The sequence below is a fragment of the Pantoea sp. UYEF8 genome, from assembly GCF_040546285.1.
GTDB classification, from domain to species: domain Bacteria; phylum Pseudomonadota; class Gammaproteobacteria; order Enterobacterales; family Enterobacteriaceae; genus Pantoea; species Pantoea brenneri.
On record NZ_JBEPNM010000004.1, the window covers coordinates 109,411 to 126,494 of the forward strand.

Below are 17,084 nucleotides of genomic sequence, written 5' to 3' on the forward strand. Positions count from 1 at the left end.
CAAATATACTGTACATATAAACAGTATTTTACTGGTCATCACCAGGTGCTGAGAGTAATGTGACTGAGTGAATTCACAGCCTAACTCACTCAACTGAAAGAGGATTTATTATGTCTCATACCGACCAGGAATTTGAAGACCTGCAAGACCTCAATACCCTGTATCGCTCTGCGATTCTGGATACCACTGAAGCCGTGGGCTGGGGTATCGAAATTCTGACCAAAGTTGTTGCGGCGATTAACGCAGGTACGGCTGGTTCACTCTCTCCAGATGATCAGTATCAGGCCAAGCAGACCCTGATGTATCTGAAAAGCCGCAAAGACGACAACGCCCAGTACCGTAAGCCCGGCGACCCGGTACCGCGCACTTTCCAGCAGTACGATCACCCATAACAGCTAGTCAGTAACTGACTTTTTTTAGGCCGATTTTGATCGGCCTTTTTAACCTCATTGAATTTTCTTAATTAAAAATTTTTCAAAAGGATACTGAATATGACTACTGCAACTGACCTTGCACAACAGGCGATCGATAACGTCAACGCACTTAAAACGCTGGCTGAAAAAAATGGTGAAATCCCCGCCGATGTTCAGGCCCAGCTGGATGACTATGCCAATCAGGTCGATAAACTGACCAGGCAGTTAGGCAGCGAGCAGGATACCAGTGAGGGTTATCGCGTCAATATTCTGATTGATGAGGAGCAGATTGCCCTGGCTCTCGAAATCATGAATAAAATTGAGAATGGACTGACCGATAAAACCATTCCTCAAATGCCTACTACCCTGCGACGTCAGCTTACTGAAACATTGGGGTATGTTACGAATCGGAAGGAAGAACTGCTTTCTTTCCGTAAAGAAGGTGACTCGGAACCTCGCACGTACGAAGAGTACCGCATGGGAATTTAATCCCTTTAACATCCTTATAAACAGCCGCCTTCGGGCGGTTTTTTGTTGCCTGCAATCTGACTATTTTCGCCGCGGCATTGAGCCTGACAGCGGCATAAGGGGTAAGAGATGAAAACATTTTTAGTCTGGTGGGCATCTGACACGACCGGGGATCAAAACGGGCAGCGAATAACATCGATTTTTCAACATTAATGCACGTCTTCTGCACGCGTAAAAGGATCGCAAAATGAAACAGCTATTTATCAGTAAGTTAGAAAGATTAAAGCGCGGGTTCGAATCCCCCTCTCACCGCCACATTCAAAGAAGAGCCTGAACGAAAGTTCAGGCTTTTTTTTATGCGTAGTTTTGTGCAAAGTTCAGAGAGGGGGTGAGAAGCCCCGCCGGGGTTCGACAACTGGCGCAGCCAGTTGAACAGCGGAGCCTGCGACGCTGCCCGCAGGGCGAGCGCAGCGAGTTCATCCCCCTCTCACCGCCACATTCAAAGAAGAGCCTGAACGAAAGTTCAGGCTTTTTTTTATGCGCAATTCTATGCGCTGTTCAGCAACGGTAAGAAGCCCCGCCCCACCATAAGAAAACCCGGCCGAAGCCGGGTTTGGGCGCTACACTGCTACTCAATCAAACGCTAGCTATACGCGTGCAGGGTGCGCTGACACAGCGCAGAACGCACACAATCCTCTTTGCCGAAACGTACGATGCCAACCATCTCGTCCTCTTCGAAACGCGCCAGCGCGTCTGCGAGACCGGAAGGCACCCCAGCGGGCAAGTCGCACTGGGTAATATCACCATTCACAATGACCGTGACGTTTTCGCCCAGTCGGGTCAGGAACATTTTCATCTGGGCGGCAGTCACGTTTTGCGCCTCATCCAGAATAACCACGGCATTTTCAAAAGTCCGGCCGCGCATATAGGCGAACGGGGCAATCTCGACCTTGGCGATTTCCGGACGCAGACAGTACTGCATAAAGGATGCGCCAAGACGTTTAACCAGAATGTCGTACACCGGTCGGAAATAAGGGGCAAATTTCTCGGAGATATCGCCGGGCAGGAATCCCAGATCCTCATCGGCCTGTAATACCGGGCGCGTAACGATAATTCTGTCAATATCCTTATGAATCAGGGCCTCTGCCGCTTTCGCAGCGCTGATCCAGGTTTTGCCGCAACCGGCTTCACCGGTAGCAAAGATCAGCTGTTTCGTTTCTATGGCGTTGAGATAGTGTGCCTGAGCTTCATTACGGGCTTCTATCGGTCCCCGGTCGCGCACATCGCGCGCCATGCCAATCGAGTCCAGCCCACCCATTTGCACCAGCGAAGTGACCGATTCTTCTTCACGCTGACGATGACTCCGGGAGTCATTGCGAAGCACTCGTCTTGCTTCCCGACGCGCTTTGATCACTGCTTTCTGTCTTCCCATAGTGGCACCTTACAGTTGGTTTCATTTCCCGCGTCAGGCCAGTAGCCCGTTGCGATTACGTGAACGCTTTAGAGGTTTCAGTTGGCTTCCTTTAGAGCCGTGACAGGCCATGAATTCAGGCATGCAGCAGCAGTACAGCGTTGCTGTATACCGGTAAAAAAAGGATGCGAAATGACAAGAGAGAACGTTGAAGAGAGGAGGATGTTACGAGGCAGAATAGCCCTCGCGGTTAAGCGCAATCTAATTACTGATACAGACTTTCCATAAAAGAATCGACCCATGCGCGAACTCCAGTGTGATACATCAACACGTCTGATTACGCTTACTGAATAAAGTGCACCATTTTATTGGCGCTTTGCAACAGTAATTTTACTTCATGGCAAAGTAATTGCGAATCGGGTGTTAACACTTTAGCAGTCAAATACAGCATATTCTTTTATTTTCAATGCTTTATTTTATTTTGTCACACTCAAAATCGCGTTAAAATTTCAGCTAAAACTGAGCAAAAAAAGCGTCTGAGCGGGTTATCAGACAAAAAAATGCTCCGCCGGTGGCCAGGCAGAGCAGGATGGATGAAATTTAATCAGGCTTCAAGTAACGGCTGGGCTAAATAATGGCTGGCATCGGCGACGCCGGGCAGAACAAAAAAGTATCCACCGCCAAACGGCCGGATATATTCTTCCAGCGCTTCGCCATTCAGACGCTGCTGGACGGTAATAAAGCCCTTTTCCAGATCGTGCTGATAACAGACAAACAGCAGCCCCATCTCCAGCTGCCCTGAAGCGGAAATTCCTGCCGAATAGCTGTAGCCGCGACGCAGCATCAGGCTGCTGGCGGTTTCCGGGGTTCGCGGGTTGGCGAGACGAATGTGCGAATCCAGCGCAATCACCTCACCATCCGGATCGTTGTGGTAATCCGGAATGTCGCGTTCATGCTGCATCCCCAGCGGCGCCCCGCTCAGCTTATCGCGGCCAAAAATGGTTTGCTGCTCGCCCAGCGGCGTGCGGTCCCACATCTCAACGCGAAAACGGATCAGTCGCACCGCCTGATAGCTGCCGTTACGTGCCCAGACCGGTTCATCCTGATCGTCCGTCACCCATAACAGCTGATTCATCAGGGCACGATCGTGAGTATCCGGATTGGCGGTGCCATCTTTGAATCCCAGCAGGTTGATCGGCGTCTCCGCCCCCTGACTGCGCGCCGCGTGATCGGAAATAAACCCTTCTCGCCGCCAGCGTACGCCCAGCAGATCGGGCGTATGCTTGATGATGTCACGCAGGGCATGAATCACCGTATCCTGGGTGTTGGCGCACAGCTGCAACAGCAGGTCACCATGGCACTCGGCAGCATCCAGTGAATCGTTGGGAAAACGGGTCATCCGCTGCAGTTTTTTCGGCTTATGCGGTGCCAGACCAAAACGTTCATCGAACAGCGAATCCCCCACTGACACGGTAATTGTCAGGTTATCCGGGGCGATAGTGGCACCCAGAATGCCGGAGTCCATCGGCGGCAGACGCGGATTGGTCACCTGCGGCGCAGGACCGCCAGCGGTCAGAAAAGCGATGCGCTGGGTCAGCAGACGAAACAGCCGCTCCAGCTCTGCTTTGTCACTGCTCAGCAGATCAAATGCCACCAGCATCATTGACGCCTGCTGTGGCGTCACGATGCCCGCCTGATGCGGACCATAAAATGGCTGCGCCTGTTGCCGCGCCTGCGGCGTTACCGTGCCCGGTGAAAAGCTGTCGGCGGCCGCCGCATGAAACGGACAACCGCCACCCAGTGCGGCCGCCCCACCCAGCAGGCCCAGACCTTTTAATAAACGACGACGCGCGGGCTGCGCGTCATCTTCCTGACGACTCATGATTAATCCAGACCCAGGGTGCCACGCAGTAATGAAAGATCTTCCGCCAGGGCGGTAATCGGTCCTTTCAGCGCATTACGATCGGCGCTGGTCAGTTTCTCATACGATTCGAAACCGGTTTTGGTGCGATATTTGCTCAGGATCGCATCCACTTTCTTAAAGTTGCCGTCGATTTTTGCCAGTAACTGCGGGTTAGCCTGACTGACCATCGGCCGCAGCAGTTCAACAATTTTCTGGGCACCATCAACGTTGGCCTGGAAGTCCCACAGGTCGGTACGGCTGTAGCGATCTTCTTCACCTGAAATTTTGCTGGAGGCGACCTCTTCAATCAGCCCAGCCGCACCACCGACCACTTTGGCTGGCGGGAAAGCCAGTTCGCTGATGCGGGTCTGTAAATCTTTAACGTCTTTGTTCAGCTGATCCGCGTAACCCGCCATCCCTTCGGTGCTGTGATCGGCAAACAGCGCTTTTTCCAGCCGGTGGAAACCGGTGAATTTTGGATCTTCCGCTTTCTTCTCATAATCATCTTCGCGGGCGTCAATGCTGCCGTCGAGATCGGAGAACAGCTCAGCAATCGGCTCAATACGCTCATAATACTGACGCGTCGGGGCAAACAGCGCTTTAGCTTTTTCAACATCGCCAGCTTTAACCGCATCGGTAAAGGCCTGAGTTCCACTCACCAGCTGATTCACCTGCTCAGTGACATAGGCTTTGTAGGCGCTGATCGGGCCGACCAGCTGCATCCGCTCGGACGGCGCGCTTTTCGCTGCGGCGTCACCGGCCTCAACCACCAGCTTGCCTTTCGGATTACTCAGCAGGCCACAGGTCATCTCATATTCGCCTGGCTGCAGATTGGCGGTCAGCTTCTGGCTGAATCCGGGTGCGATGTTCTCGCGCTCTTCAACCACCATCACCCCTTTCAGGATCTCCCACTCCAGCGCTTTCTGACTGTTGTTCTTAATCAGGAACTGAGTTTTACCGGCCTTAACGGTTAAGGTCATCGGTTCACACTGCTTGTCGTTAACGCTGACGGTCACCTGAGGCACCGCGGCGGCAGCGGAGGCGGAGATCGCCAGCAAAGGAACCAGCAGTGCCTTGCGGCGGAAACGCATTGTCATGTTTATTTCCCTATCACGTTGTTGAGCGCGGCAGGCGCACCCGATAAATGGCTTAGCGCACAGTGGCCGACGCGGCAGGACGCGCGGGCATAAAAAACAGAATCAGAGCGGGGATCAGATAGAGGCCCCAGACCACCACTTCGCTGACGCTGGGGGCTTCCTGATAGCCAAGTACCCCTTCCAGCAGCGTACCGAACAGCGAATGGGTCGATAAGGTGTTGCTGAGATCAAACGCCACATCCTGAAAGCGATTCCATAGTCCTGCTTCATGGAAAGCCCGAATCGCCCCGGCCGCCAGGCCCGCCGCGACAAACAGGATAAAGATGCTGGTCCAGCGGAAAAAATGGGCCATGTTAAGGCGAATACCGCCCCAGTAAAGCAGCATGCCCAGTACCACCGCGGTCGCCAGCCCCAGCACCGCACCAATCGGCGGCGCGTAGCCAACATCCTGGGTAAAGGCCGCCAGCAGGAAGAACACCGACTCCAGCCCTTCGCGCGCCACCGCCAGGAACACCATCAGCACCAGTGCCAGTCCGCCGCGCCCTGAGCGTTGCAGCGCCTGGTCCACCGCCTGCTCCAGCTCCACTTTGATATTGCGCGCCACTTTGCGCATCCAGAACACCATCGAGGTGAGGATAACCACCGCGACCAGCGCAACCAGCCCTTCAAACAGTTCCTGCTGTTTCTGCGGAAACTCGCCGGTGGTGGCGTTGATGAACAGCCCGAGCCCGAGGCAGAGCGCCGCAGCGATTACTACCCCAGCCCACATGGCAGGAAACCATTGGGTGCGCTGGGTGCGCTTCAGGTAGCTGGCTATCAGGCTGACAATCAGTGCGGCTTCTAAGCCTTCGCGCAGCATGATGAGAAACGGAACAAACATCGCCAACCTCTTGAATGTTAAGCAGCGTCAATAAAAGTAAAATCAGGTAAAATGTAAACGATACCGATTATCATTATCGCCACGAAAAAAACAAGTTGCCGGATGAGATAATTTCGCATTTGAGTGGTTTATCTTTGTAACAAAAAAAAGCCCGCCACGATTAACCGGCGGGCTTTTTTACGCTCTGCGCGCGTTATTTAGTCTGGAACTCCGCTTCCGCGGCGGCAAAACGCTGCTGTGCTTCGGCTGAAGGTTCACGTCCCATCAGGCTGAACACCACGATGGCGATACTGGCGAACAGGAAGCCCGGGATGATTTCATACAGGCCGAGCCAGCCATATTGCTTCCACACCAGCACGGTTAACGCGCCGATGATCATGCCCGCCAGCGCGCCGTTGCGGTTCATGCGCTTCCAGCACACCCCGAACAGCACCACCGGACCAAACGCTGCCCCAAAGCCCGCCCAGGCGTAGCTTACCAGGCCCAGCACCCGGTTCTCCGGATTAGACGCCAGCGCGATAGCGATTAACGCCACCAGCAGCACCATCAGACGTCCGACCCACACCAGCTCTTTCTGGCTGGCGTTTTTTCGCAGCAAACCTTTATACAGATCTTCAGTCAGGGCGCTGGAGCAGACCAGCAGTTGGCAGCTCAGGGTCGACATCACCGCCGCCAGAATCGCTGACAGCAGAATACCGGCCACCCACGGGTTAAACAGGATACGCGCCAGTTCGATAAACACCCGCTCCGCGTTGTCATTGACGCCCGCCGCCAGGGTCGGGTTGTTCTGGAAATAAGCGATACCGAAGAAGCCCACGCCGACCGCACCGGCCAGGCAGAGGATCATCCAGGTCATACCGATACGGCGTGCGGTGCGGATTGAACGGTGGGAGTCGGCCGCCATAAAGCGCGCCAGGATATGCGGCTGACCAAAATAGCCCAGTCCCCAGCCAAGCAGTGAAATCACCGCGACAAAGTTCAGACCTTTCAGCATGTCGAGGTTTTCGAGGCTTTTCGCTTCAATCACGGCCATGGAGTCAGACCAGCCGCCGACCGCGATGATGACAAACACCGGCGTCAGAATCAGCGCAAAAATCATCAGGCTGGCCTGCACCGTGTCAGTCCAGCTCACCGCGAGGAAACCGCCAACCAGGGTGTAGAGGATGGTCGCGGCTGCGCCCGCCCACAGCGCCGTCTGGTAACTCATCCCAAAGGTGCTTTCGAACAAACGTGCGCCAGCCACCACGCCAGAAGCACAATAGATGGTGAAGAACACCAGGATCACGATGGCAGAAATGATGCGCAGGATTTTACTGTGATCTTCAAAGCGGCTGGTGAAAAAGTCCGGCAGCGTCAGCGCGTTATTGTGATGCTCAGTCTGTACCCGCAGGCGACCGGCAACAATTTTCCAGTTCAGCCAGGCACCAATCGTCAGGCCGATGGCAATCCAGCTCTCGGAGATGCCGGAGATGAAAATGGCACCGGGTAATCCCATCAGCAGCCAGCCGCTCATGTCTGACGCACCGGCAGACAGCGCCGTAACCACGCTGCCGAGACTGCGGCCGCCGAGGATATAGTCATCAAAGTTTTTGGTTGAGCGGTATGCCGCAAAACCGATCAGCACCATCCCAAGAATATAAACTACAAAGGTCACCAGCATCGGTGTACTTAGACTCATCTGTCTCTCCACTTATTATTTGATATCCCAGAGAAATCGCCAGCTGCCTGCTTGCCGGAACGGGGCAAAACGGACCGATTATCCTCGTCAGGGCGTTAGCCATTTCCCTGCGGCGCGGTATCCTGCCGGAAAGGCGTTCGGCGCACAATGGATTTAACACAGGCGTTACAGCGATTTCACTAACCGATTGCGAAAAAGTGTTCAGAGGTTGCACTCGCTCACATAACGTCGGTTGCAACCCGGCGCAACCTCACATAAACCGCGCGTTGCCAGGCCCGTCAGGTTGGCGAGGATTTTGCAGCAATATCCGTGCCGCATTGCAAAAATTAACAATTGACGGCGTTAAAAGGGTGTTAACTGGCTCACATTTAACACGGTTGCACAAAGTTGCAACTTAAGTGATAGTGCAGCCACGCCGTATCGAACCACTATAAGGAGCACTGGAGTCATGGGTACAACCACCATGGGGGTAAAACTGGATGACGCGACACGTGAGCGCATCAAACTGGCTGCGCAGCGTATCGATCGCACGCCACACTGGCTGATTAAACAGGCGATCTTTAACTACCTCGGCCAGCTTGAGTCGGGCGATTCGCTGCCTGAAATCCCGTTATCCAGCCTGGCGACAGTGGAGGCTGATGAGGCGCTGACCGACGAGACGCATCAGCCGTTCCTTGACTTCGCAGAGCAGATTTTGCCGCAGTCGGTGACCCGTTCGACCGTGACCGCCGCCTGGCGTCGCCCGGAGACCGACGCGGTGCCGATGCTGCTGGAGCAGGCACGTCTGCCTGCGGCGCTGGCGGAGAAAACCCATCAGCTGGCTTACCAGCTGGCCGACAAGCTGCGGCACCAAAAAGGAGCAACCGGACGCGCTGGCATGGTGCAAAGCCTGCTGCAGGAGTTCTCTTTATCCTCGCAGGAAGGCGTGGCGCTGATGTGCCTCGCCGAAGCGTTATTACGTATCCCTGACAAGCCGACCCGCGATGCGCTGATCCGCGATAAGATCAGCAACGGCAACTGGCAGTCGCATCTCGGTCGCAGCCCGTCGCTGTTCGTTAACGCCGCCACCTGGGGCCTGCTGTTCACCGGCCGTCTGGTCTCAACCCATAACGAAGCCAATCTGTCGCGATCGCTGAACCGCATTATTGGCAAGAGCGGCGAGCCGCTGATCCGTAAAGGCGTGGATATGGCGATGCGTCTGATGGGTGAGCAGTTCGTCACCGGCGAAACCATTGCTGAAGCGCTGGCTAACGCCCGCAAGCTGGAAGAGAAAGGGTTCCGTTACTCTTACGACATGCTAGGTGAAGCGGCGCTGACCGCCAGCGATGCCAAAGCCTATCTGGTCTCCTACCAGCAGGCGATTCACGCCATTGGCAAAGCGTCCAATGGCCGCGGCATTTATGAAGGCCCGGGCATCTCGATCAAGCTGTCGGCGCTGCATCCGCGCTACAGCCGCGCTCAGTATGAGCGGGTGATGGAGGAGCTCTACCCTATTCTGAAATCGCTGACGCTGCTGGCTCGCTCCTATGACATCGGCATCAACATTGATGCCGAAGAAGCTGACCGGCTGGAGCTGTCGCTCGACCTGCTGGAAAAACTCTGTTTCGAGCCGGAACTGGAAGGCTGGAACGGCATCGGCTTTGTCATCCAGGCCTACATGAAGCGCTGTCCGTTCGTGATTGACGAGCTGATCGACCTGGCACAACGGAGCCGCCGTCGCCTGATGATCCGTCTGGTTAAAGGTGCCTACTGGGACAGCGAAATCAAACGCGCCCAGATGGAGGGGCTGGAGGGCTATCCGGTCTATACCCGCAAGGTCTACACCGACATCTCTTATCTGGCCTGCGCCCGTAAACTGCTGGCGGTGCCGAACCTGATCTACCCGCAGTTTGCCACCCACAATGCCCATACGCTGGCGGCGATTTATCAGCTGGCTGGCAACAACTACTATCCGGGTCAGTATGAGTTCCAGTGCCTGCACGGCATGGGCGAACCGCTGTATGAGCAGGTGGTAGGCAAAGTGGCGGACGGCAAACTTAACCGTCCCTGCCGTATTTATGCGCCGGTCGGTACGCACGAAACGCTGCTGGCTTATCTGGTGCGTCGCCTGCTGGAGAACGGTGCCAACACCTCCTTCGTTAACCGTATCGCCGATACCTCACTGCCGATTGATGAGCTGGTCGCCGATCCGGTGACGGCGGTGGAGAAGCTGGGTGCCAGCGAAGGGGCGATTGGCCTGCCGCATCCGAAGATTCCTCTGCCGCGCGATTTGTATGGGGCTAACCGCGTCAACTCGGCCGGTCTGGATATGGCCAATGAACACCGTCTGGCCTCACTGTCCAGCGCCCTGCTGAGCAGTGCCGCGCAGCCGTGGCTGGCTCAGCCGATGATTGAAGGTAAGCTGGGTGAAGGTGAAAGCCGCACTATTGTTAACCCCGCTGCGCCGAACGATATTGTCGGACAGGTACGCGAAGCGACTGAGCAGGAAGTCTCTCAGGCGCTGGATGCGGCGGTCAACAGCGGCCCGATCTGGTTCGCCACTCCGCCTCAGGAGCGTGCTGCAATTCTGGAGCGCGCGGCACAGATCATGGAAGGTCAGATGCAGCAGCTGATTGGCATCCTGGTGCGTGAAGCCGGTAAGACCTACAACAACGCCATCGCTGAAGTGCGCGAAGCGGTCGATTTCCTCTATTACTATGCCGGTATGGTGCGGGATGATTTCGATAACGAAACTCATCGCCCACTGGGTCCAGTGGTCTGTATCAGCCCGTGGAACTTCCCGCTGGCGATCTTTACCGGTCAGATTGCTGCGGCGCTGGCTGCGGGTAACAGCGTGCTGGCCAAACCGGCGGAGCAGACACCGCTGATTGCGGCGCAGGCGGTACAGATTCTGCTGGATGCGGGCGTGCCAGCTGGCGTGCTGCAACTGCTGCCGGGTCTGGGTGAAACGGTTGGCGCGCAGCTGACCGGCGACGATCGGGTTCGCGGCGTCATGTTCACCGGTTCAACCGCGGTTGCGACGCTGCTGCAACGTAATCTGGCCGGTCGTCTCGATCCGCAGGGTCGCCCGACGCCGCTGATTGCTGAAACCGGCGGAATGAATGCGATGATCGTCGACTCCTCCGCGCTGACTGAGCAGGTGGTGATTGATATCGTCGCGTCTGCCTTCGACAGCGCCGGTCAACGTTGTTCTGCCCTGCGTCTGCTGTGCATTCAGGAAGATGTTGCCGACCACACACTGAAGATGTTGCGCGGTGCGATGGCGGAATGCCGGATGGGTAATCCGGAGCGCCTGTCGACCGATATTGGTCCGGTGATCGATGCTGAAGCCAAAGCCAATATTGAGCGTCACATTCAGGCGATGCGCAATAAAGGCTTCACGGTCTATCAGGCGGTGCAGGAGAATCCACACGACAGCAAAGAGTGGAGCAGCGGCACCTTCATCAAACCGACCCTGATTGAACTGGATCAGGTTAAAGATCTGGATAAAGAGGTGTTCGGCCCGGTACTGCACGTGGTGCGTTTCACCCGCAATAATCTGCCGCAGTTAATTGAACAGATTAACGCCTCGGGTTATGGCCTGACGCTGGGTGTACATACCCGCATCGACGAGACTATTGCTCAGGTGACGGCGAATGCCAGAGTCGGCAACCTCTACGTCAACCGGAATATGGTTGGCGCGGTGGTTGGCGTGCAGCCGTTTGGTGGCGAAGGATTATCCGGTACCGGCCCGAAAGCCGGCGGACCGCTCTATCTCTATCGTCTGCTGGCGCATCGTCCGGACGGCGCGCTGCGACTGACGTTTGATCGTCAGGATGCCGAGCGCCCTGCCGACAGCGCCCTGCGTCAGGCGTTGCTGGCACCTCATCAGGCGCTGACGGGTTGGGCTAAAGAGAAGCCTGAACTGGCGGCGTTGTGCCAGCACTATGCCGATCTGGCGCAGGCGGGCGTGGTACGGTTACTGCCCGGTCCGACCGGCGAGCGCAACACGTTCTCGCTGTTGCCGCGTGATCAGGTGCTCTGCCTTGCCGACAACGAGCAGGATGCTTTAGTGCAACTGGCCGCCGTCACCAGCGTGGGCAGCAAGGCGCTGTGGCAGGATGATGAGTTGCATCGTCGCCTGCTGACTTCCCTGCCAGACGCGGTGAAAGCGCGTATTACCCTGGCGCGTGATCCGTTAGCGGCAGAATTTGATGCGGTGATTTATCACGGTGATGCCGATCAGCTGCGCACCCTGTGTGAGCAAATTGCCGCACGCGAAGGCGCGATTGTTTCGGTGCAGGGCTTCGCCCGCGGTGAGACCAATCTGCTGCTGGAACGGTTGCTGATTGAGCGTTCGCTGAGTGTGAATACCGCCGCAGCCGGCGGGAATGCCAGTCTGATGACAATCGGGTAAGGAGCTGCGTGTTCGCTGTGCGAACGGGGCTGAGAGGGTTTCGTTCGCCTGGTAAGCCGGGCAGTTTCAGATCGCCCGAGCAGGCGACCGACAAGGGGCGCCAGTCGCCGCGCCCCCTTGACCCCGGGCTCCGGCCTGCTTCACCGCCGCTTCGCGGTCCCTTCGCCTCTTCCGGATTTCTCACGGAACACCGGGACGCGCCATCCATGGCGCGATCCCGCCTCTTCGCGACCTCCCTGTCGCTCGTCCTGAAATCCCTCATCGGCTCAGCGGTTCTGACGGCCTCCTAACTTCTCGCTGTTATTTCTTTTTTTCTTTGTTTGGTGCTTCGTCGCTGTGATGAGTGAGTAACATTACTTTCAGCGTTTTTCTGCGTTCAGGACCGTTAGCCGTCAGAAAAGGAAAGTATCCATTACCGCCGCCAGGCGTAATCCACAAGCCACCAGACGACACAAAGCCCTGTAACAAGACAGAGAGATTACAGACGAGGGTTTTACCAGAGGCGTCCGCTGCGCGAATGGCTGGGAGAAGATTTCGTTCGCCGGCCGGTGAGGTTTGGGGGTTCGCTGCGCGAACGGGCTATGAGAGGTTTTCGTTCGCCTGGTAAGCCGGGCAGTTTCAGATCGCCCGAGCAGGCGACCGACAAGGGGCGCCAGTCGCCGCGCCCCCTAGACCCCGGGCTCCGGCCTGCTTCACCGCCGCTTCGCGGTCCCTTCGCCTCTTCCGGATTTCTCACGGACCGGCGGGACGCGCCATCCCTGGCACGAACCCGCCTCTTCGCGACCTCCCTGTCGCTCGTCCTGAAATCCCTCATCGGCTCAGCGGTTCTGACGGCCTCCTAACTTCTCGCTGTTATCTCTTTTTTTATGTCGGGTACTTTATCGCTGTCGGTTTTTGGGATTGCCTCTGGCTTTCGGCTCAGCAGACAAAATGTTATTTAACCCACCCGCTGTTATCTCTTCTTTTTATGTTGGGTATTTTATCGCTGTGGATTTTTGGGATTGTCTTTTCTATCGGGTCGGCAGACAGCGCGGCTTTGTAAATCGCAGCGGTTGTTTCGTCTTTTTCAAGTTGGGTTCGTCATCCCGGTAATTATTGAGGTTTGTCTTTGCAACGGGCCAGCAGACAGCACGGCAACAGCGAAATGAAAAGATAATTACAGACGGGGGTTTTACCAGAGGCGTCCGCAGCGCTGAGGAATGAGCGGAGGCCAGGAGAGCCGACAGGAGGTCGGCGAAAGGACGGATCGCGCCACGGATGGCGCGTCCGGCCGGTCCGTCGGCCGCAGGGAATGACGAAGGAACCGCGCGCAGCGTGGCGCGCAGGCCGCCGGACGCCGGGATTGTTAAGGGGCGGGCGGCCGCCCCTTGACGCGTCCGCCTGCTCAGGCAACCTGAAACTCCCCATCGCCTGGCGGGCGTAACCTCACTCAATGTCAGACCGCAGCAGGTCTAACTAACCCACCAGCCACCAGGCAAAACCAGTCCATCTACAAGAAAGAGAGTTTACAGACGGGGATTTTAGCAGAGGCGTCCGCAGCGCTGAGAAGTGAACGGAGGCCAGGAGAGCCGACAGGAGGTCGGCGAAAGGACGGAACGCGCCACGGAAGGCGCGTCCGGCCGGTCCGTCGGCCGCAGGGAGTGACGAAGGCACCGCGCGCAGCGTGGCGCGCAGGCCGCCGGACGCCGGGATTGTTAAGGGGCGGGCGTCCGCCCCTTGACGCGACCGCCTGCTCAGGCAACCTGAAACTCCTCACCGCCCGGCGGGCGAAACCTGCTCAATGTCAGCCCATAGACATGTGAAACCCTGCTTTATGCCAGACCAGCCTGACGTCACTCTGCACAGCGCGCCCCCTGCTACAAAGCGCACCGCCGCCAGGCGTAATCCACCAGCCACCAGACGATACTAAGCCCTGTAACAAGAAAGAGAGATTACAGACGAGGGTTTCACCAGAGGCGTCCGCAGCGCTGAGGAATGAACGGAGGCCAGGAGAGCCGACAGGAGGTCGGCGAAAGGACGGAACGCGCCACGGAAGGCGCGTCCGGCCGGTCCGTCGGCCGCAGGGAATGACGAAGGGACCGCGCACAGCGTGGCGCGCAGGCCGCCGGACGCCGGGATTGTTAAGGGGCGGGCGGCCGCCCCTTGACGCGTCCGCCTGCTCAGGCAACCTGAAACTCCCCACTGCCCGGCGGGCGTAACCTTACTCTATGCCAGCCCGCAGCAAGGCGTAACCTGCTCGATTTCAGATCTAAGCGAGGCGTAACCTCACTCACCGCCAGCCCGCAGCAGGCGTAACCTGCTGAATGTCAGCCCGCTGCACAGCGTTAAACCACTGCCAGCCGGCCCCTGCGCATTCAGGCGCTCAGCCACCCCAACTTAATCACAAACAGAATCGACAGGATCACCAGCGCCGCGTTGACCTCTTTGGTGCGGCCACTCAGCAGCTTCACCAGCGTCCAGGTAATAAAACCAAACGCGATACCGTTGGCGATCGAATAGGTCAGAGGCATCGCCAGCGCCGTGACGGTTACCGGTGCGGCAGTGGTGATATCTTTCCAGTCAATCTCCGCCAGACCCGAGGCCATCAGCACGGCGACAAACAATAAGGCAGGCGCAGTTGCATAGACCGGTACGCTGGAGGCCAGCGGTGAGAAGAACAGCGCCAGCAGGAACAGGACAGCGACCACAATTGCCGTCAGACCGGTACGGCCGCCCGCACTGACGCCAGCCGCAGATTCCACATAGCTGGTGGTGGTCGAAGTACCCAGCAGCGAACCAAACAGGGCGGCCGCACTGTCAGCGATCAGCGCCCGGCCCATCTTCGGCACGTTACCCTGCTCATCCGCCAGACCGGCACGTTTGGTCACGCCCAGCAGCGTCCCGGTATTGTCGAACACATCAACAAACAGGAAGGCGAAAATCACGCTTACCAGCCCGACGTTAAAGGCACCGGCAATGTCCAGTTGCATAAAGGTCGGCGCGATCGACGGCGGTGCAGAGAACACGCCGGCAAAAGGTGACAGGCCGATACCCATCGAAATAAAGGTCACCAGTAAGATACCGATCAGCACTGCGCCGGTTACACGACGCGCTTCCAGCACCACAATCACGATAAACCCCAGCATGGCCAGCAGCGGCCCAGGCTTAGTCAGATCGCCAATCCCCACCAGCGTAGCGGGGTTATCGACCACAATGCCCGCCCCTTCCAGCGCAATCAGCGCCAGGAACAGCCCGATACCGGCACCAATACCGGCGCGCAGCGGCAGCGGAATGCTGGCAATGATCCATTCGCGGATTTTAAAAATCGACAGCGCAAAGAAGATTACCGCCGACAGGAATACCGCACCCAGCGCCACCTGCCAGGTGTAGCCCATGTGCAGCACCACGGTGTAGGTAAAGAAGGCGTTCAATCCCATGCCCGGTGCCAGTGCAATCGGGTAGTTAGCGATCAGCCCCATCAGAACGCAGCCAATCGCCGCCGCCAGACAGGTGGCCACAAATACCGCGCCTTTATCCATGCCGGTGGCACCCAGAATGCTCGGGTTCACAAACAGAATGTAAGCCATCGCCAGGAAGGTGGTGATGCCGGCGATAATCTCGGTGCGAACCGTAGTGTTGTGTGCTTTGAGTTTGAATAATTTTTCTAACATCATCATCTCTCGATACAGGAGACGTCACGAATGTGCGTTCTCACTTGCCAAAGGGGTTTGCATGCTGATTATTCTGTTTCCGGTACAGCGAAACGGGCTGCTGCATACTCGCTAGCCTGAATTCGGTGAAAAAACGTTTATTGACCCACAGCCCAAAGCAATTGCCATGCCATAAGCCGACGCAATCGATTACCTGCCGCGCTACAGAAGGGCTAAGACAATTCCGAACCAAAACAAGGCGCGATTATGGTGCAATGCACTGATTGTGCGCAATCGTTTTCCTGCGGCGACATTGACCGCCTGAAAAACTCTGCGCCAGCGCACGATTCCGCACTCTGCCAGGCGAAGCTGGTCACGTTTCAGCAGGCTCATACAGCAACCGTTGTTAGCCTGTGTACACTCCAGAATTAACTCTTTCGTAACATTGGGGCCGCGCAATGAAGCCAGCGATTTTGGTGGTGGATGATGATCTTGCCGTCTGCGACGTGTTGCAGGACGCGCTAAGTGAACATGTGTTCAATGTCTACAGCTGTCATCAGGGCAAAGAGGCCCTGACGATGCTCCATCAGCACCCGGAGATTGGGCTGGTGATGCTGGATATGATGCTGCCGGATACCAATGGCCTGCTGGTGTTACAGCAGTTACAGCGCCAGCGGCCCGATGTGCTGGTGATTATGCTGACCGGAATGGGATCGGAAGCGGAAATGGTGGTCGGGCTGGAGATGGGCGCGGATGATTATATTGCCAAACCGTTTAATCCGCGGGTGGTAGTGGCGCGCGCGCGGGCGGCCCTGCGCCGGGGAGGACGCCTGCTGCCGGCCGAACAGGAACAGGAAGGCTGGCGCTTTAACGGCTGGCAACTCGACGAGAGCCGCTGCCAGTTATTTAATCCGCAACGTGAACTGGTGCCGCTGACGCAGGGCGAATATAGCCTGTTGCGTGCGCTGGTGCGTCATGCCCGCAAGGTGCTGACCCGCGATCAGTTGCTGGAGCTGACCCACAGCGAAACGCTCGACGTATTTGATCGCACCATCGACGTACTGATCATGCGGCTGCGGCGTAAGATCGAAACCAATCCACATCAGCCTAACCTGATCCGCACCATTCGCGGCCTCGGCTATGTCTTTTCCGCTGATGTGGTCAAACCCGATACGCTGGCGCGCACCAGCCAGATTGCCTGACTGACCG

At 56.9% G+C, this 17,084-nt stretch carries 11 protein-coding genes; 4 read left to right on the forward strand and 7 right to left on the reverse strand.

Going from position 1 to position 17,084, the window contains the following annotated elements; all coding sequences use genetic code 11:
* Positions 1–110 precede the first annotated feature (110 nt).
* Together ABIB18_RS09590 and ABIB18_RS09595 are read left to right on the forward strand one after the other, a co-directional pair.
* Entirely contained in the window at positions 111–392 is a 282-nt protein-coding gene (locus ABIB18_RS09590; RefSeq protein ID WP_354474057.1) for a hypothetical protein, read from the forward strand.
* Between the two features lie 99 nt (positions 393–491).
* The gene (locus ABIB18_RS09595) at positions 492–902 is read left to right on the forward strand and encodes a hypothetical protein (RefSeq protein WP_354474058.1); all 411 of its coding nucleotides are present in this window, start codon (positions 492–494) and stop codon (positions 900–902) included.
* A gap of 622 nt (positions 903–1,524) precedes the next feature.
* Here the strand turns inward: ABIB18_RS09595 and phoH are convergent.
* The 5 genes from phoH to putP form a co-directional block, all read right to left on the reverse strand.
* Entirely contained in the window at positions 1,525–2,313 is a 789-nt protein-coding gene (gene phoH, locus ABIB18_RS09600) for a phosphate starvation-inducible protein PhoH (protein ID WP_031376423.1), read from the reverse strand.
* 583 nt (positions 2,314–2,896) lie between these two features.
* Positions 2,897–4,174: an iron uptake transporter deferrochelatase/peroxidase subunit gene (efeB, locus tag ABIB18_RS09605; protein ID WP_159223695.1), complete on the reverse strand. Its 1,278-nt coding sequence runs from the start codon at positions 4,172–4,174 to the stop codon at positions 2,897–2,899.
* 2 nt (positions 4,175–4,176) lie between these two features.
* A complete protein-coding gene (gene efeO, locus ABIB18_RS09610) occupies positions 4,177–5,292 on the reverse strand; it encodes an iron uptake system protein EfeO (RefSeq protein WP_046288256.1) in 1,116 nt (371 codons plus the stop codon).
* Positions 5,293–5,344: 52 nt separating this feature from the next.
* A complete protein-coding gene (gene efeU, locus ABIB18_RS09615) occupies positions 5,345–6,172 on the reverse strand; it encodes an iron uptake transporter permease EfeU (RefSeq protein ID WP_031378123.1) in 828 nt (275 codons plus the stop codon).
* Positions 6,173–6,365: 193 nt separating this feature from the next.
* Complete coding sequence (putP, locus tag ABIB18_RS09620) at positions 6,366–7,850, reverse strand: sodium/proline symporter PutP (protein ID WP_354474059.1); 1,485 nt, start codon at positions 7,848–7,850, stop codon at positions 6,366–6,368.
* A 448-nt stretch (positions 7,851–8,298) separates the two neighbouring features.
* Here putP and putA point away from each other — a divergent pair, with 448 nt between their 5' ends.
* Complete coding sequence (gene putA, locus ABIB18_RS09625) at positions 8,299–12,246, forward strand: trifunctional transcriptional regulator/proline dehydrogenase/L-glutamate gamma-semialdehyde dehydrogenase (RefSeq protein ID WP_354474060.1); 3,948 nt, start codon at positions 8,299–8,301, stop codon at positions 12,244–12,246.
* 2,354 nt (positions 12,247–14,600) lie between these two features.
* Here putA and ABIB18_RS09630 read toward each other — a convergent pair.
* Both ABIB18_RS09630 and ABIB18_RS09635 read right to left on the reverse strand, forming a co-directional pair.
* Complete coding sequence (locus ABIB18_RS09630; RefSeq protein WP_218833860.1) at positions 14,601–15,899, reverse strand: NCS2 family permease; 1,299 nt, start codon at positions 15,897–15,899, stop codon at positions 14,601–14,603.
* 198 nt (positions 15,900–16,097) lie between these two features.
* The gene (locus tag ABIB18_RS09635; RefSeq protein WP_158087053.1) at positions 16,098–16,268 is read right to left on the reverse strand and encodes a hypothetical protein; all 171 of its coding nucleotides are present in this window, start codon (positions 16,266–16,268) and stop codon (positions 16,098–16,100) included.
* Positions 16,269–16,333: 65 nt separating this feature from the next.
* Between ABIB18_RS09635 and ABIB18_RS09640 the strand changes: the two genes are divergently transcribed.
* On the forward strand, positions 16,334–17,077 hold the full coding sequence (locus ABIB18_RS09640; RefSeq protein WP_031378040.1) for a response regulator: 744 nt from the start codon (positions 16,334–16,336) through the stop codon (positions 17,075–17,077).
* Positions 17,078–17,084 lie beyond the last annotated feature (7 nt).